18 protein-coding genes are annotated in these 17504 nt (G+C 52.8%); 4 read left to right on the top strand and 14 right to left on the bottom strand.

What is annotated here, in order from left to right; translation table 11 throughout:
- Positions 1 to 438: 438 nt before the first annotated feature.
- Positions 439 to 702 (top strand): translation initiation factor IF-1, encoded by a 264-nt coding sequence (infA, locus tag UNDYM_RS01880; RefSeq protein WP_162039515.1) that lies wholly within the window; start codon positions 439 to 441, stop codon positions 700 to 702.
- 92 nt (positions 703 to 794) lie between these two features.
- Here the strand turns inward: infA and UNDYM_RS01875 are convergent, their stop codons facing one another.
- The 11 genes from UNDYM_RS01875 to dctP are packed head-to-tail and all read right to left on the bottom strand — an operon-like array spanning position 795 to position 10542.
- The gene (locus tag UNDYM_RS01875) at positions 795 to 1427 is read right to left on the bottom strand and encodes a carboxymuconolactone decarboxylase family protein (RefSeq protein ID WP_232063670.1); all 633 of its coding nucleotides are present in this window, start codon (positions 1425 to 1427) and stop codon (positions 795 to 797) included.
- A 47-nt stretch (positions 1428 to 1474) separates the two neighbouring features.
- A complete protein-coding gene (locus UNDYM_RS01870; RefSeq protein ID WP_162039514.1) occupies positions 1475 to 2410 on the bottom strand; it encodes an ACP S-malonyltransferase in 936 nt (311 codons plus the stop codon).
- The gene (gene mdcB / locus UNDYM_RS01865; RefSeq protein WP_162039513.1) at positions 2403 to 3326 is read right to left on the bottom strand and encodes a triphosphoribosyl-dephospho-CoA synthase MdcB; all 924 of its coding nucleotides are present in this window, start codon (positions 3324 to 3326) and stop codon (positions 2403 to 2405) included. Before mdcB ends, UNDYM_RS01870 begins: the two co-directional genes overlap by 8 nt.
- Entirely contained in the window at positions 3320 to 4012 is a 693-nt protein-coding gene (gene mdcG / locus UNDYM_RS01860; protein ID WP_162039512.1) for a malonate decarboxylase holo-[acyl-carrier-protein] synthase, read from the bottom strand. Before mdcG ends, mdcB begins: the two co-directional genes overlap by 7 nt.
- A gap of 3 nt (positions 4013 to 4015) precedes the next feature.
- Positions 4016 to 4729: a biotin-independent malonate decarboxylase subunit gamma gene (gene mdcE / locus UNDYM_RS01855; RefSeq protein WP_162039511.1), complete on the bottom strand. Its 714-nt coding sequence runs from the start codon at positions 4727 to 4729 to the stop codon at positions 4016 to 4018.
- Entirely contained in the window at positions 4722 to 5621 is a 900-nt protein-coding gene (locus tag UNDYM_RS01850) for a biotin-independent malonate decarboxylase subunit beta (RefSeq protein ID WP_162039510.1), read from the bottom strand. The genes mdcE and UNDYM_RS01850 overlap by 8 nt, the downstream gene beginning before the upstream one ends.
- Entirely contained in the window at positions 5618 to 5932 is a 315-nt protein-coding gene (mdcC, locus tag UNDYM_RS01845; RefSeq protein ID WP_162039509.1) for a malonate decarboxylase acyl carrier protein, read from the bottom strand. Before mdcC ends, UNDYM_RS01850 begins: the two co-directional genes overlap by 4 nt.
- 11 nt (positions 5933 to 5943) lie before the next feature.
- Positions 5944 to 7608, bottom strand: coding sequence for a malonate decarboxylase subunit alpha (gene mdcA / locus UNDYM_RS01840; RefSeq protein WP_162039508.1), 1665 nt, complete (start codon positions 7606 to 7608; stop codon positions 5944 to 5946).
- The gene (locus UNDYM_RS01835) at positions 7608 to 8957 is read right to left on the bottom strand and encodes a TRAP transporter large permease (protein WP_162039507.1); all 1350 of its coding nucleotides are present in this window, start codon (positions 8955 to 8957) and stop codon (positions 7608 to 7610) included. The genes mdcA and UNDYM_RS01835 overlap by 1 nt, the downstream gene beginning before the upstream one ends.
- On the bottom strand, positions 8954 to 9517 hold the full coding sequence (locus UNDYM_RS01830) for a TRAP transporter small permease (RefSeq protein ID WP_162039506.1): 564 nt from the start codon (positions 9515 to 9517) through the stop codon (positions 8954 to 8956). Before UNDYM_RS01830 ends, UNDYM_RS01835 begins: the two co-directional genes overlap by 4 nt.
- Positions 9514 to 10542, bottom strand: coding sequence for a TRAP transporter substrate-binding protein DctP (gene dctP, locus UNDYM_RS01825; RefSeq protein ID WP_162039505.1), 1029 nt, complete (start codon positions 10540 to 10542; stop codon positions 9514 to 9516). The genes UNDYM_RS01830 and dctP overlap by 4 nt, the downstream gene beginning before the upstream one ends.
- A gap of 196 nt (positions 10543 to 10738) precedes the next feature.
- On the opposite strand from dctP, the gene UNDYM_RS01820 reads away from it, so the two are divergent.
- Positions 10739 to 11392 (top strand): GntR family transcriptional regulator, encoded by a 654-nt coding sequence (locus UNDYM_RS01820; RefSeq protein WP_370529427.1) that lies wholly within the window; start codon positions 10739 to 10741, stop codon positions 11390 to 11392.
- 11 nt (positions 11393 to 11403) lie between these two features.
- Here the strand turns inward: UNDYM_RS01820 and UNDYM_RS01815 are convergent, their stop codons facing one another.
- Positions 11404 to 12696: an HD-GYP domain-containing protein gene (locus tag UNDYM_RS01815; RefSeq protein ID WP_162039504.1), complete on the bottom strand. Its 1293-nt coding sequence runs from the start codon at positions 12694 to 12696 to the stop codon at positions 11404 to 11406.
- Positions 12697 to 12932: 236 nt separating this feature from the next.
- On the opposite strand from UNDYM_RS01815, the gene UNDYM_RS01810 reads away from it, so the two are divergent.
- Complete coding sequence (locus UNDYM_RS01810) at positions 12933 to 13643, top strand: queuosine precursor transporter (protein ID WP_162039503.1); 711 nt, start codon at positions 12933 to 12935, stop codon at positions 13641 to 13643.
- 127 nt (positions 13644 to 13770) lie between these two features.
- Positions 13771 to 14079 carry a hypothetical protein gene (locus UNDYM_RS01805; protein ID WP_162039502.1) on the top strand — a complete coding sequence of 103 codons (309 nt, stop codon included), beginning with the start codon at positions 13771 to 13773 and terminating at the stop codon, positions 14077 to 14079.
- A 12-nt stretch (positions 14080 to 14091) separates the two neighbouring features.
- On the opposite strand, the gene UNDYM_RS01800 is transcribed toward UNDYM_RS01805, so the two are convergent.
- Both UNDYM_RS01800 and UNDYM_RS01795 read right to left on the bottom strand, forming a co-directional pair.
- Complete coding sequence (locus UNDYM_RS01800) at positions 14092 to 14301, bottom strand: DUF2892 domain-containing protein (protein WP_162039501.1); 210 nt, start codon at positions 14299 to 14301, stop codon at positions 14092 to 14094.
- Positions 14298 to 17504, bottom strand: coding sequence for an efflux RND transporter permease subunit (locus UNDYM_RS01795; protein ID WP_162039500.1), 3207 nt, complete (start codon positions 17502 to 17504; stop codon positions 14298 to 14300). Before UNDYM_RS01795 ends, UNDYM_RS01800 begins: the two co-directional genes overlap by 4 nt.

The following is a 17504-nucleotide window of genomic DNA, read 5'->3' as shown; positions in this document are numbered from 1 at the left end:
TCGGGATTAGAGGACAATTTGTCATTAAAATGGCGGTAATTATTGAATCTTTCTGGTAATTTATCGACAAATCGCGAGGGAAACAGGTCATTCAGGGTATAATCCTATTGCAAGAGAATTCTTACTCCCGATAAATCGAAGTTTTTCTGACAAGAGCGCTGAAGCTGGCGTTTGATGCAGTCTGCGACAGACCTGCTGTAGTTTTACCTCACTGGCCTTGAGTGCATACTTCTGGCTGTTATCCAAGTACTGTGTAGCTGTGATGGCAAAGCCATCTGTGCACAGCCTCTTTCAACACTCACACTCTTTTCGTCTCACGGCGCCAGACGATCAACAGTGAGTTCACCGTAATCCCTTGCAGATGATTATGTGATCGTCTGCCATCAGTGACGCAGTCTGTGTACAGGCGTCACGACCTACTATAAAGATGATAAAACCATGGCAAAAGAAGAACTGTTGGAAATGAATGGTCAAGTTGAAGAAGTGCTGCCCGATTCACGTTTCCGTGTGAACCTGGAAAACGGCCACAAACTGATCGCTTACACGTCCGGCAAAATGCGTCAGCATCACATACGCATACTGGCCGGTGACAAGGTGACGCTGGAATTGTCACCCTATGATTTGAGCAAGGGCAGAATCACATTCCGCCATATTGAAACACGCGGTCCATCAGGTGGTGGTCAGCAGCGTCGTCGTTATTGATTACCGTTGATGTAGCAAGTATCGTAGTTATAAAAAATGGGGCATTGGCCCCATTTTTTTATCCTTTTATATTGAATTCAAGTTCCCTTGATTTATTCAGGAAATCGCACCAGCTTCTTGCCATCCTTGGGTATCTGGTATTGCGCCACATTCATCTGCATGGCCAGCAGGGTGTAATAGGCATTGATGCCTGTCAGGTCCACGATTCCCTTTTTACCAAAACGCTTCTCTGCACGCTCATAGCTACGGTCGGACACGCGCTTGTTCTTGTGTAATTCCATCGAAAAGTCATAGACGATTTCTTCATCGTCTGTCATGCCTGTCGGGCGTCTGCCATCAGCAATTGCGGCGGTCACTTCTGCTTTGATGCCAGCCTTGAGAGCAATAGGGTGATGCACATACCATTCATAATCTTGCGACCACTCACGGGCAGTGATCAGTATCACCAGTTCACTGAGGGTAGTGCCTAGTGCAGATTGATAACGCAGATAATCACCCATGGCACGTGCCTGGCTCATGACTTGCGGACTGTGCATCAAAGGTTCGAAGGGGCCAAAAACAGGCACCTTGCGCGTTGCCAGGAATTCTTCAGCCGCTTTCTTTTGTTCTTCTGTGTATTGCGATGGAGGTATGGTAGGAAGGCGTTCGGCAGCCTGGGCCAGGGTGTTGATGGTCATCGTGAGTATGATAGGAATGAGAATATTGCTCAGTGTAATACGTTTCATGCTGTCTCCTGTATGTGCTGCGTTGCTCTGGTTTGGGCTCGTGAAAATCAACTCTTGTTCTGGCGTTGCACCCAGTGGATAACACCTTCAAGGCTGCGAAAATCTGCAATAGAGCGACAGGCGATATGCGGATGGCGGGTCTGCAACATTTTGGATAGCGCCGATCCTGGGCCCAGTTCCAGCGCATAGCTGATGCCGTTTTCAGCCATGGAATCCATACAGGCATGCCATTGTATGGTCTGCGTCAGTTGAGCCAGCAAGCTGCTACGTATGGTCGCTGGCTCTGTGACTTTTTCTGCATTGATGCCTGCCAGTACCGGTATCTCGGTTACATGCACAGCAACGTCATTCAATGCCTGGGCAAAGCCTGGTACGGCAGCCTGCATCAGCGGTGTGTGTGAAGCGATGTGCACGGCAATTTCTGTGCACGTAATATCGTGTCCTGGCAGACTGGCTATTTCTGGCATTGCTGCTCTGATCTTGTCTGCCAGACCAGCGATGATGGCCTTGTTGTCAGCCGTGATGATGGCAACGTACAGATCATGACTGGCTGCGAATTGCTGTATATCGGAGATCGCGATGCCAGATACCGCCAGCATGCCTTGCGGTGCAGTCACGCATGCCTGCATCAAAGAGGCGCGGGTAATGGCGAGTTGCACTGCCGCCGACATATCCATGCTGCCACTGACTGCATGGGCAGAAATTTCACCTACGCTGTATCCGGCGATCAAATCTGGCGCGGGCACATGATTGCGCAATGCCACCCAGTTGGCCAGCGTGGCGGCGGCGATCAGGGGCTGGGCATAACGGTTTTCAAATAGCAGTTCAGGTGACGACAATACCTCTGCCAGCTTGTTATTCTCTATAGTCAGGCTCAGGAAATTCTGTACAAAACTGGCTGCCTGTTTTTGTTGCATTGCCAGTGCAAACATCTGCGCAGATTGCGCCCCTTGTCCCGGACAAAGCAGGGCCAGCTTATTCATGCATGCTCACCGCAGAAAATTCTTCCAGACATTGCCGCACAAAGCAGCTAGCAGCCAGCATGTCTGCAGCACCGCCCGGTGACAGCCTGCGTGCGATAAATTCCTGATGATAGTTTTCTGCCATGCGCAGCCATTGAGGATTAGCTGTGCCGCCCTGCTTCAGAAATTTTTGTGCGGCGTCCCTGGCATAGGCTATGCCCGTCGCGCCACCGCGATGATAGAGATTGGTGTCGCTGATATGTGCCATCAGCGTGAAGAAACAATCCAGTTGAGCCAGATGCAGCATGCGGCCTTCTCGCAGGCTTTGCTGCAGACGTGGCAATGCAAGTTCAAAGATGGAAGGAAAGCCCAGGGCAGCCTCTTCCCTGGCACCGCTGGCGGCATATTGTTTGGCTGCCTGTAAGCCGTGACTCAAATCTTGTCTTTCATCTGGAATGCTGTGCTCAGCCAAAGCCTGCCCCCATTGCGAGATAAGGGTTTGTCGTAAAGTTGTCGCCGTCAATACATCACCGTGCAACAAACAATACCCAACTGCTGCGCTGAGCATGCCCAGCGCAAAAATAGCACCACGATGCGTATTGATACCTTTCGTCGTTTTCAACATGCGCTGTTCTGCTGCGACACCCAATTTCTTTAACACTTTGAACTCAGCGCCAACGGCCCCCGCGTGCGCAATCTCCCTGAAATAATGGCGCAGCGAGAACAGGCTGCGCATGAAGCAGGCGGCATCCATGTCTGTGTGGCTGCCATTATCACGCAGGGATACCAGGCCGGGTTTGGGATACAAGACCAGCTCGGCATACAGGCTGCGCACTGCGATTCTGGCAATCTGCTGCGCCACACATTTTTTCTTGCTCTGACAGTTTGCTATAGACGCAGTTGGCAGGTAGCGATAAAACTGAGCATTTTCTAGCATGGCAATTCACCCTCAGCCAACAACTCAAGCAGGCTTTGCCGCGTGCGCAGGCTGACGCCATGCATGTCTTTGACCATCACGCGCTGCTGATTAAAGTCCTGCCCGGGATGGGCGGGCTGTATCCATTCTTTCCATGCTACCGCTGCCTCGCCGGGAAATGCAATCTCCCCATCAATCGGCAGAGTTTGCGGCTGCTCTTGCAGCAAAGCCAGGCCAGCGCGCAATTGTGCCTGGTGATAAGGCCGGAACAGGATATCGATATCTGAAGTCGTACTCAGGTAATCTTGCCCTGTCAAAAACTGCATGGCGACCGAGCCATACACACGTAGCTTGATACCCGCCATCAGGGCTTGCTGATGCATGCTTTGCAAACCGGCCTGCCAGGCAGGTGGAACTACCGCGACGACAGTATGCAGGGACAAGGCAGACTGATGAATGGCGATATGCTCAGCCTTTACTTTGGCGGCAAAGCGCGGCTTGTTGCCATACACGGGTGGTAGCGGGAAACCTATGCAGACTTCATCGTTTGCAGCATCGGGATGGCGGCGTGTGACTACCGCTGGCCATTCCTCTTGCTGCCACTGTCTGAGCAGATCCGGCGCACCAAAAGACTGCAAGACAGCCAGCCATGCTTCGTCAGCAAGCCAGACCAGATCATGTCTTTGATAATGCGCGATACTATCCATACCTTATTGTACTTGTGCCGCCTGAGATAGAACAGCTTCTATCACCTGCTGCGACTTGCGGCGGCCACCACGTTGCTGACCGAGTTGACTGCGCCTGTCACTGCCATCTGCATGTAACAGTGCATCGCGCAAGCACTGTGCCAGATCGCCTTCCCATATAGACTGCACGCCCCCCATGCGTTCATAGTTTTTAGGGCCGGGGGCGAATACAGGATTATGCAATGCCAGCGCTGTCAGCTTTTCTTCAGGTACTTTGGTAATGCGTGCCATCGCTGGCAAGCCCATGACGCGTATGGTCGCTTCTGGCAAGGCATAACAGGCATCAGCCATCATGCCACTGGTGATGAAGCCGCCTGACAAGGCCTGGTCATAGACCAGAGCAATGATCTTGTGACCAGATTGTCTGGCCAGCTCCAGGCATTTACCCAGATGCGCCATATAGCTGTTGATGCCCAGCATTTCATCTCTGTGGCGCAGGCGCTGACCCTGGGTATCTACCAGCAAGAGTATCGGCCTTTGCGGATGATCACGCACTGTCGCCAGCACTGCCCTGGCCTGTGCCAGCGCAATCTCCACGCCTATGGGTGTGTGGCCGCTGGTGCCGATGACGCTGATGTGCTGTCCATCAATTGCCGCCGTGCCAGAAATGAACTCATCAACGATGGTGACCTCGTGACCTTGCGGGAATAATTGCGCAAGCAATTGCATGCTATCCATGTTGGCGCTCCGTCTGCCTGATGCTGGCGCTCAGTTGCAAGAATGCCTGGGTATCGAGCATGGCAATATCCTCAGGATGTTCCACACCCATGGCAGCCCAGATGTCCATGGGTTCAGTCATGCCACCAAAATCTTGCAGGCGTGCTGTCAGCATTTTTTGCTCTTCTTCCAGTGCAGCCAGACTCAGAGCTACTTCATTTTGTGCGCTATCCTGCATGGCTTGCACTATCGCTGCCTTGAAGGCGGCATCATCATCGGCCACCAACATCTGGCAATCACCGAGCAGGTAACGGTGCTTGCCGCCGGTGGTGCGCCACACCAGCGCACGGTCACGTGAATCAAACTCTTCTACGCCGTTGGCGGTTTCTATGACTTCAGGGCCGGACATGGCGAGACGCGCTTCTTCTGACATGATGATGACATTCGCGCAGCGTGAAACGATGCCCATGCCACCAAAGCAGCCATTGCTGCCGCCGATGACGACGATGACGGGTATGCCAGCCGCACGCACAGCCAGCAAGGCACGCATGACTTCTGACACGGCTATCAAGCCTGCATTGGCTTCGTGCAGGCGCACACCGCCGGACTCTGCCAGTAGGATCAGTGCCTGTGGTTTGTGGATGACAGCAGCGCGCATGAGGCCCACCAGCTTGGCTCCATGCACTTCGCCCACTGCGCCCCCCATGAAGCCGCCTTCCTGCGCGGCGACATAGACTTGCCTGCCATCGATAGTGCCGCGACCGACGACGACGCCATCATCAAATGACACAGGTGCATTCAGTTGCGGCAGGTGTGGGCTGGTCCACTCTTTTGCAGGTGGCAGAAATTCTGTGAAATCGCTGATCAGTGCGGCCACTCTTTGCCTGGCCGTTGCTTCCAGATAGCTGCTCATTTGGCTTGCTCCAGACAGGCTTCTATGGCCTGATCCATGCGCAGGCTGACAACGGCGGGAGTAGCGCCCATGTCGTTGATGGCAATGCGGCAATCGGCCAGTTGCCAGCGCTGGTTAAAGTCATGCATGACAGCTTGCCAGATCGCACCAAAGCCAGTGGCAGCCGTGCTGATTTCTATCTCGCAGGCTGACTGCAAATCGACAGTCTGCACCAATACTTCCAGATTACCCGAGCTGACTACACCTACCAGTTGCGCCGCAGATTCCAGCTTGCGTTTCCCTTGTTCAAAGCGGTATACCAAAGTTTCCATGATGACGATCCTTACCAGTTCCTGAAACGCTTGGGTGGTTGATATAAACCACCCGATGCGCGTACCAGGTCTTTCATATTCTTTGCGGCCAGCAGATCACGAGTGGCCATGCGCTTGTCTATACCCAGGTCTTCTGCGCGTTTGATGATGCCGCGGTCACGCAGGTTTTCTACCACGCGTTTGTCGCGTGCCAGGCCGACTGGTGTGTAACCTGCGACACCGCGTATGGCCTGTTCGCGCTCTTCTTCACTGCGACATAAAAGAAGATTGGCGATACCTTCTTCAGTCAGGATATGGGTGACGTCATCACCATAAATCATGACTGGCGGTATCGCCATCTTCGCTTGTTCTGCCAATTGCCAGGCATCGAGTTTTTCTACAAAGGCAGGTTGCATGTGCTCGCGAAAAGTCTCAACCATCTGCACCACCAGTTTTTGCCCGCGCGGTATCTGGTTGCTGCCTGCACGTGCTTCGCGCCCTGCTTTTAGCCAAGCCGGGCTGGCATGACGACGGCCACGTGCATCAGCACCCATATTCGGTGCGCCACCAAACCCAGCTATGCGACCCAGGGTGGCAGTCGATGAATTACCCTGCAAATCGATTTGCAGGGTGGAGCCTATGAACATGTCGCATGCATAATGCCCTGCAGCTTGCGAGAGTGCGCGGTTGCTACGCATGGAACCGTCAGCACCGACAAAGAAAACGTCAGGCCGGGCACGGATATAGTCTTCCATACCCAGTTCAGAACCAAAGGAATGTACGGATTCTACAAAACCCGCTTCTATCGCGGGGATCAGGGCCGGATGCGGGTTCAGCGCCCAGTGGCTGGCGATCTTGCCTTTCAGGCCCAGCGATGCTGCATAGGTGGGCAAGAGCAATTCTATGGCAGCAGTATCAAAGCCTATGCCGTGGTTGAGTCGCTTGACTTCATATTCGGCATAGATGCCCTTGATGGCCATCATCGCCATCAAGACCTGTATTTCGGAAATCAAGGCCGGATCGCGGGTGAACAGCGGTTCTATGTAATGCGGCGTCGGTGCCTGCACCACAAAATCTACCCAGCCTGCGGGGATATCGACACGCGGCAAGACATCGACAATTTCATTGACCTGTGCAATCACGATGCCGGACTTGAATGCCGTAGCTTCAACTATCGTCGGTGTGTCTTCAGTATTGGGGCCGGTATATAAATTACCTGCGCGGTCTGCCGACTGCGCAGCTACCAGGGCCACGCGCGGTGTCAGATCGACGAAATAGCGCGCATACAATTCCAGATAAGTATGGATGGCACCGATATTCAATTTGCCTGCCGAGGCAAGTTTGGCCAGGCGTGCTGCCTGCGGGCCCGAAAAAGAAAAATCCAGCTTGCTGGCGATGCCCTTGTCAAATACATCCAGATGTTCAGGCAAGGCCAGCACAGACAGCAGCATGTGCAAATCATGCACGCGCGCAGCATCGAGTCTGGTCAGTGCTTTTGCCAGAAAATCTGCCTGCTTCTGGTTATTCCCTTCCAGGCAAACCCGGTCGCCTGTTTCCAGTACCGCATGCAGGCAGTCGCCTATGCGCTGCTGCGGAAATAGTTTGCCCTGCAAATCATTACCCAATACGTCGGCAGCTCTTTGCAGGCGCTGCTGGCGGTTGATTTGCAGGGTGTTCCAGCGACCGGCTGCGGTCATTATTTTGCTCCCATCAAGGCATCAGGAAATGCGGTGGCGATATGCGGGAATACGCACAACAAAATCACCGCCACCAGCATCAATAACAGAAAAGGCATGACGCCCCAGACAATATCCTTCAACGGTATGTCAGGCGCGATATTCTTGATGACAAAAATATTCAAACCCACGGGTGGATGTATCAGGCCCATCTCCATGACAATGGTCATGACCACGCCAAACCAGATCAGATCAAAACCAGCTACCTTCAAGGGCGGCAGGATGATGGGGCACATCATCAGGATAATCGATACCGGTGGCAGGAAGAAACCAAATACCACCACCATCAGCAAGATCACTGTCAGCAACATCCATTTGCTGAGGTGCAGATCGACTACCCATTGTGCCGCCGACTGGCTGATATGCAGATAACTCATAACGTAAGAATACAGCAGCGACATGCCGATGATGAACAGCAGCATCGTTGATTCTTTGATCGTCGAGGTGATAAAGGGTGAAATATCTTTTGGTCGCCAAACGCCATACACAATCGCAATCAATACCATCGCCAGCAGGGCACCCAGGCCTGCTGTTTCTGAAGGCGTAGCATAACCGCCATACAAAGCCACCATGACACCGATGAGCAGGATAACGAAGGGCAGCACACGCGGCAGCATCTCGACTTTTTGTGCGAGGCTGAAATGCTCTTCTTCCAGATACGCTGACTTGACACCGCCCTGTTCATAAGCCTTATAAGCAATCGCATACTCACGACGAGCCCTGTAGACAGCATAGCCAGAGAATAAAATCACCAGCAAGATGCCAGGTCCTATACCAGCCAAAAACAAACGCCCCAAAGACTGTTCGGCGGCCACTGCATACAGGATCATGGTAATCGATGGTGGCAGCAAGATTCCAAGCGTGCCGCCGGCAGCAATGATGCCTGCGGCAAAGCCGGGCGAATAACCACGCCTGCGCATTTCAGGTATGCCAGCAGAACCGATGGCCGAGCAAGTTGCAGGTGAAGAACCCGCCATGGCCGCAAACATGGCGCAGGCAAAAACATTGGCGATACCGAGGCCACCCGGCACCTTGTGCAACCATGCATGGATGGCAGAATACAGGTCACGCCCGGCAGGTGATTTGCCTATCGCTGCGCCTTTTAAAATGAACAGCGGTATCGACAACAAGGTGATCGATGCCATTTCTTCATAGACGTTCTGGGTAATGGTATCGAGTGAAGCGGCGGGCATGAAAAAGTACATGAAGCCGGTGGCCACTACGCCCAAAGCAAAGGCGATGGGCATGCCGGAAAACATCACGACCAGGGTGACAATGCCATATAAGACGCCGAGGGTAAGTGGACTCATACTGTCCTCCCTTTGCTGCTTGTATTGGTGGCGGCAGCCAGTATCTGTACCAGGATTTGCAGTGACAACAGTGTCATACCAGCCGCCATCATGGCATAGGGTATCCACAAGGGCGGTGCGAATGTCGAAGAAGTCGTTTGTCCATCGACCCAGGCTTCATGGAACAGCGTCCACGATTTCCAGGAAAAAAACAGGCAAAACGTCGCACTGATGATATCCACCAGCAACAGACGGAAGCGGTTGACTGCTGGCGGCAAGATGGATGACAAGACCTCTATGCCTATGTGACCACGATAAGACTGCACGTAAGCTGCGGAAAAAAAGGTCACGCCTATCAGCATGAAGACTGAAGCCTCATCCTGCCAGTCTGTCGGTATCTTGAACAGATACCGTGTGACGACAGAATAAGTGAGGATGAAGGCCGTCAGCAACATGGCAAACATGGAGATACGCACGATAACTTTGTTCACCCATTCCAGTACTTTTGCCAGCCGCGCAACGAAGGGATGGTCTGGAACAGGCGGTCCTTTAGGAGCTGCTATTTCAAAGCCATGGCTCATAATAATTTCTCCGCCAGTTTCAGCAGTTTGGCGCAGTTTTCATTTTTGTCGGCATAATCTTTCCAGGCTGTGGTGCGGGCTATTGCCTGCCATTTCTTGACGGTGGCAGCGTTCAGATCGACGACCTTGGCACCTTTCTTTTCATAGACAGTGGCAACGGCAATATCATCCTGTTTCGCGGCCTTGATGGCAAAGGCTTCGAGCTCAGCACCCACGGTCATGATGGTGTTTTGCTGGTCTTTGGTCAGCTTGTCAAAAATCGCTTTTGACATCATCAAGGGTTCAAACATATACCAGTAACTTTGACCACGGCCACTGGTCAGGAATTTGGACACTTCTTCGAGGCGGAAAGAGATCAGCGAAGTCGATGAAGTCATGGCGGCTTCCATCGCCCCCGTCTGCATTGCCGCATAAATTTCATTCGACGGCAGCGATACCACGGCAGCACCTGCTGCTTTCAATACCAGATCGACTTCACGTGAACCGCCGCGTATCTTCATGCCCTTGACATCATCCGGATCGACCACTGCCTTGGTGCGCGATGCCACGCCACCAGCCTGCCAGATCCAACTGACAACAACGATGCCTTTGTCCAGCAAGAGCTTATTGAGTTCCTTGCCGACTTCGGCATTCTTCCATGCGGCACCAACCTCATACGACGGCACCAGGCCGGGCATGAGGCCTATATTTACTTCTGGCACTTCACCACCTGCATACGACAAAGGTACCAGTGACAAATCGAGTGCGCCCTTGCGCATGGATGAGAATTGCGCATTGGTCTTCATCAGCGAAGAACCGGGGTAGATTTCGAACTTCAGGCTGCCATTGCTGCGCTTTTGTACTTCTGCGGCAAACATGCGACAGAGGCGGTCACGAAAGTCGCCTTCTTCCAGCGTGCCGCCAGGAAATTGATGCGAAATTTTCAGCGTTGTATTTTGCGCCCATGCAGTCAATGGCGACCATGCCGCCGCCAACGGTGCCAGACTTAAAGCTTGCAAGACTGCTCTTCTCTTCAATTGCGACATGATTGCTCCTAAGGTTTTATAGATGAGACATCTCTTTTTGACAAGGTTTTGCCTCGTCTTTGGTCTTTGCATATCCCGCGAAAAACAGTGCCTTGTATGCTTTATTAAAATTCTTGTATACAAGATCGACTATTTTGCATTCAAAGTCAACTTGAATATATACTAGGCTTACAAATTATTCAGATGCATAAGAAAAATGAAAAACCGATCAGCAAGCCTGCGGGAAGAAATAGAAGAATTGATAGCAACAGGACAACTGCAGCCTGGCCATCATCTCGATGAAACCGAGCTGGCCGAGCGCTTTGGCGTATCGCGCACGCCGATACGTGAGGCATTAATACAACTGGCATCGATGGGCATCATAGAAATGCGGCCACGGCGCGGTGCCCAGGTAGCGACCATCAGCCCACAGCAATTGGTAGAAATGTTTGAGGTCATGGCAGAGTTTGAAGCCATGTGCGGGCGCATGGCTGCGCGCCGCATGTCGAAACAGGAACAGGCAGATTTAAAAACTGCCCACGAAGCCTGTAAAGAGGCGCGTGATGCCGAAGACCCGGACGAATATTTTTACAAGAATGAAGTGTTTCACTACCTGATTTACCGCGGCAGCCATAATGACTTCCTGGAGAAGCAGGCAATGAATTTGCACCGCCGCCTGCGCCCTTACCGTCGCCTGCAACTGCGTGTGCGTGACCGTGTTGCCAATTCCTATAATGAACATGATCAGGTAGTACAAGCGATCTTGCAGGGTGAGGCAGAACTGACCGCAAATTTATTGCGCGGTCATATCATGATACAGGGGCAGCGTTTTGCCGATCTGATTGCCTCATTGCCGCGGCAAGCCAGTTAAACCCGGTATATTTATGGGCGCTTCTGGTTTTCTGCCTTTTGCGTATCAAAGAAATAAGTCATGCGCTTGCGTGGACTCAGGTAGTCATACACTTCCGGTGCCAGCTGGCCGGGCTTGAGGCTGGCGGTGATGTCGAGTATGGGTTCGTGTATCAGGTCAAGGATGATGGCTTCGGACTTGGGAACACTGGGGTCATAGATCAATACGCTGGGGCGCAGCGGTTTACCGGAATTGACTGCCACCACCATGCCCAGGGTGCCGTCGCTGAGTTTGACGATGGTACCTGGCGGATAAACCCCCATGCAGCGTATGAACAGGTTCAGGGCTGCAGCGTCGAATTGCTTGCGCTGGTTGGCAAACATATAGGACATGGCTTCATACGGACTCAGGGAATCAGCCGGGTTGGGTTTATTGCACAGGTTGTCATAGGTATTGGTGATGGCAACGATGCGTGCCAGCGGCGAAATGCGTTCTGCCTTCAGTTGTTGTGGATAACCACTGCCATCGGCCATTTCATGATGCTGCGCGATGATGTCAATGACGCCTTTTGGCAAGTTCAGTTTCTCGCCTATCTGCTGGCCATAATGGCTGTGCATCTGCAAGAGGTTTTGCTCCGCCTTGGTCAGCGCAAAGCTTTTGTTGACGATGCGGTCAGGAATTTCTATCTTGCCTATGTCGTGGAACATGCAACCCATGCCGAGTTGCCGGATGTCGTCCTCGGAAAAGGCCAGTTCCTTTGCCAGCATCATGGTCAGTACGGCGACATTGAGCGAATGATAATAAGCTTCTTCACCGACTATCTTGTCATTCATGAGATGAATGGCGATGTCTTTATCAACGAGCAAAGAATCCAGCATTTGCTGCACCAGTTGCTCAGCTTCGCGCACCGATTCCTGCGGACGGGAAAACAGGTTACGGGTAATATTCTTGAGCGTACTGGCTGCCTTCAACAATTGCTTTTCGCACTGGGCGATGGCATTGCGTTCCCTGACCAGCCTTTCTATGCGTGATTTTTTCTCCGCTATCAAGGCCAGCTCTTCCGGGCTCGGTGTCATGACCGGTTCGGGCTCGGCCACCTCCGCCGTTTTGGGTGGCGGTGGCAAAGGGCGGTTATCTGATTTGGCCGGGCTGACCCTGATGGTTTTCAGACCCAGATGCCTGATCGCCGTGATCTCATCCTGGCTCTTGATCTTGAAACTATTGAGCGCAAACGAGTGTTCAAGCCAGGACATGTCAAGATGCACATACAAGCCTATACATAATTGTTCAACGGGAACATCAACAGTGATTGGGGCTGCGCACATGGAAACACTTTAGAACTGAGGTAAGTTCATTGTAGCAAATGCAGATTTGTAAGACGCGTCAAAAGCGCTGAACTTTGTTGTATATCTTTTCAGGCTGCGTTTAACTGCGTCTTGCAAAGTTTATTTTTCAACATATTCCTGCATCAAGGTTGACAAGCCTGAACGAGGTGCAGGAATATGTTTCAAACCTTGCCTGCAGACATCACAACCTATCGCAATATATCAGGATAAATCATATGACACGCCCACTTGCCAGTTATAAATATTATGATTTTGTTATGGCAGCCTTTGTCACCGTCCTGTTATGTTCGAATCTCATCGGCGCGGCCAAGGCTGCGCAAGTGACCTTGCCGATACTGGGGACTGTGACGTTTGGTGCGGGCGTCCTGTTCTTCCCTATCTCTTATATCTTTGGCGATGTATTGACCGAAGTATATGGCTATGGGCGCGACCGCCGTGTAATCTGGGCAGGTTTTGGGGCGGTATTATTTGCCGCCGTCATGTCGGTGGTGGTACTGGCACTGACACCGGCTGCCGACCCCTTCAATACTGAATACCAGACCCACCTTAATGCGGTATTTGGTAATACGCCAAGGATCATTCTGGGTTCGGTCACGGCATTCTGGTGTGGCAGCTTTGTGAACAGCTATGTGCTGGCCAAGATGAAGGTTGCCATGGAAGGCAGGCATTTGTGGATGCGCACCATAGGCTCGACGATATGTGGCGAGTTTGTTGATTCCAGCCTGTTTTATGTGATTGCCTTTTATGGCATCTGGTCAGACAGCCAGTTGATCACCGTCATGGTGGCGCAATATGTGCTGAAAACCAGCTGGGAAGTCATCATGACACCAGTGACTTATAAGGTAGTCGCCTTCCTCAAGCGCAAGGAAAATGAAGATTACTATGACAAGGATACGAATTTCACACCCTTCCAGTTAAAGGTTTGAGCGGCAGCAAACATTTCCCATCTGAAATTATCTTGCAGTTTGGCAAGCCTGCAAAAACGGGCTTGCTAAAGTTTTAGGCAATTTTACCGTTCTAAGTGCGAACAGCCTTATTTTTCGCACTTATGTCATGTTTCCCTTAAAAGTATTCCGCATCTTTGAGCAAGCCGCAGAAATGCCGCATGCCAGCAGCCAGCAGCGCCGCCCTGTTGCACAGGGGCAAGCACAAGATGGCAAAGCCAGCAGTGAAGAAGCCACCTGGCCAGAAATTGATCGTCGCCAGACAGACGACCGGCGCAGTGCTGACCGTCGTGAAAAACAACAGGCTATCTTGTTGAATACCCGCAAATTGCAGGGCAGGCGCAAGAACGCCGGGCGGCGTCAGAGCGACTTGCTGGCCTCACCCCATTCACGCATTAATTTTTTCATCAAGGGTTAGGCAGAATATCTTTCAGTTGCCCGCCCGCACACCCAGCTTGCGCAATATACTTTCCATCAGGCACCATTTGGTGATACCACTCTGCAACAGGTTGACGCCGACAAAAGCGGTGAAAGCCAGCCACCATTGATCAACAAACAAGGGGCTGCCGGGCATGCCCAGCGCCAGGCTAAGTAGAATAAAGCATCCTGCAACGATACGAACGATTTGCCAGCTAGTCATGATGAAACTCCTTGTTGAAAATCAGGGTGATTTTTATAAGTGCGGTAATACAACAGCGGTATCACTACCAGGGTCAGCAGGGTCGATACCAGGATGCCGAAAATCAGCGAGATCGCCAGGCCATTGAAGATGGGATCGTCGAGAATGAAGAAGGCACCGAGCATGGCAGCAAAACCTGTCAGGACTATCGGCTGCGCCCGGGTGATGGCAGAACTGACAACCGCCTCACGGAATGCCATGCCAGCCGACAATTGCAGCCGGATAAAATCCACCAGCAAGATAGAATTCCTGACGATGATGCCAGCCAGGGCAATCATGCCTATCATGCTCGTCGCGGTATATTGTGCCCCCAGCAAAGCGTGGCCAGGCATGACGCCTATGATGGTCAGCGGTATTGGCGCCATGATGATCAAAGGCGTCAGGTAAGAGCCAAACTGCGCCACAACCAGCAGATAAATAAGCACCAGACCTACTGCATAGGCTGCACCCATGTCACGGAAAGTTTCATACGTGATCTGCCATTCACCATCCCATTTCAGGCTGTATCCGCGGTAGGGATCAGACGGGGCCTGGATAAAAAATTCCTGGAGTTTGCCACCATCGGGGGCAATGATTTTTGCCAGTTCGCCGCGCATGGCAAACATGCCGTACAGCGGGCTGTCGGTCGCACCGGCCATGTCGGCAGTCACATAATTAACCGCCAGACCGTCTTTATGAAACACCGGCTGTTCACGCACAGTGTCCGAGATAGTCACCAGTTCACGCAGGGGCACCAGCTTGCCCTGTGCCGACCTGACATTCAGGTTCAGCAAACTGTCGAGACTGCCTTGTTCGCTGACTGGCAATTGTAGCTGCATCGCAGTCGCATACCTGCTCTCATCATGCAGATAGCTCGCAGCGTCACCGTGCAAACCGGCACGCAGGGTAGTGACGATAGCAGCCTGGCTGATGCCCAGGCTTGCAGCCTTGCGCTGGTCTACCAGCAAGACCTTGCGTGGCGCATTGACGATACTGCTGTCATCAACATCGACTACACCGCCGGTCTTGTTGAAAACGGCACGCACTGCTTTCGCTACCTGCTGCCTGCCTTCTTCTGTTGGACCATAAATTTCTGCGACGATGGCTGCCAGCACGGGCGGGCCGGGTGGCACTTCCACTATTTTTACATTGGCTGAAAAGCGCTGGCCGATTTGCTGGAGTGCCGGACGCAGGCGACTGGCGATGGCATGGCTCTGCTCGTTGCGGTGATGCTTGTCAACCAGGTTCACCTGCAAGTCACCGGCCTCACCACCTGTACGTAAATAGTATTGACGCACCAGGCCATTGAAATTGATGGGCGCGGCAGTTCCTGCGTAGGCCTGGTAGTCAGCCACCTCCGGCACTTGCGACAAATAGGCACCGAGTTCGCGCAAGACTGCTGCTGTTTTTTCTACCGGGCTACCCGCAGGCATATCAACAACGACCTGGAATTCTGACTTGTTATCAAACGGCAGCATCTTCAAATGCACCCAGCCGAGCACTGGCAAAGCAATGGACATCGCGATCAATGCAAAGATAACCAGCGTCAGCTTCCAGCCATTCACCCGGCCCTTACGTTCGTCAAGGAAGGGCCGAAATATCCGGGCAAAAATGTTAGCTATTTTTTTCTGCACTTTGCTCTCGTGCTTGCCATGGCCCGGTTTCATCCACATGCGTGCCAGCCAGGGCGTGACGATGAAGGCGATGGCCAACGACAACAGCATACCCATGCTGGCATTGATGGGTATCGGGCTCATGTAGGGGCCCATCAGGCCGCTGACAAAGGCCATGGGCAGGAGCGCTGCAATCACCGTCAGGGTCGCGAGTATGGTGGGGCCACCGACCTCATCGACGGCAGCAGGTATGATGTCTGTAAGTGATTGATCCGGGAACAGTGTCTGGTGCCTGTGTATGTTTTCAACGACGACGATGGCATCATCGACGAGTATGCCTATGGAAAAAATCAGGGCGAACAGGGATACCCGGTTCAGCGTAAAACCCCAGGCCCAGGAGGCAAACAGTGTCACTGTCAGGGTCAGTATCACGGCCGTGCCAACGATGGCTGCTTCGCGCCGTCCCAGTGCGATGAAGACTAGGGCCACGACCGAGGCGGTAGCAAACAATAATTTCTGTATGAGTTTTTTGGCCTTGTCATCTGCAGTCTGGCCGTAATTGCGCGTCATGCTGACTTCCACATCGGCGGGTATCAGGGTATTGCGCAATTCTGCTACCCGCTGTTTGACAGCATCGGCAACGGCAACTGCATTCTGGCCAGTCTGCTTGCTGATGGCGATGGTGACAGCAGGATATTCAGCGGCGTCTTTGCCGGTCTGACCATGCCAGACATAAGCACTGGCTGGCAAGGCGCCATCCCTTACTTTTGCCACATCTTCCATGAAGACAGGCTTGCCGGCCCTGACACCGACCACCACCTCTGATACCGCGCGTGCATCCTGCAGAAAGGGCCCGGCATCGATGGCAATGCTCTGGTTAGCACGCGTCAGCTCACCGGCAGGCAAACCCAGGTTTACCGCTTGCAGGCTGCTTTGCAGATCTGCCACGGTCAGGCCATTCGCTGCCAGCCTGGCAGGGTCGAGTTCAATATTGATGGCGCGTCCGGGGCCACCAATAGTGCTGATGTCACGAGTGCCTTTGACACGTTTGAGTTCAGCCTCCATGCCATGGGCAACCCGTTCCAGATCATAGGCTGCGCTTTGTGGATTCTTGCTCCATAAGGTAAGTGCGATGATGGGCACATCCTCTATGCCCTTGGGTTTGACAATGGCCTCCTGCACGCCCAGGCTGGCAGGCAACCAGTCGCGCTTGCTGTGCACCAGGTCATACAGGCGCACCAGTGCCTCCGTACGTGGAACTCCCACCTGAAATTGCACTGTCATGATGGCCATGCCGGGGCGCGATACCGACGTCACATGTTCTACATTGGCGATCTGGCTCAGCAGTTGTTCTGCCGGTATCGCCACTTGCTGTTCCACCTGCCTGACCGAGGCACCCGGAAAAGGGATCAGCACATTCGCCATGGTCACATTGATTTGCGGCTCCTCTTCACGGGGCGTGACGAAGATGGCGAAAACGCCAAGCAAAAAGGCGACCAGTGCCAGCAAGGGTGTGATTTGTGCCGTCTGAAAAAACCGGGCGATGCGGCCAGAGTGTCCCAAAGTGTTCAT

The organism is Undibacterium sp. YM2, from assembly GCF_009937975.1.
Taxonomy (GTDB): domain Bacteria; phylum Pseudomonadota; class Gammaproteobacteria; order Burkholderiales; family Burkholderiaceae_D; genus Undibacterium.
Note: the sequence above shows the minus strand (reverse complement) of the source record. Positions and strands in the feature narration are given on the sequence as shown.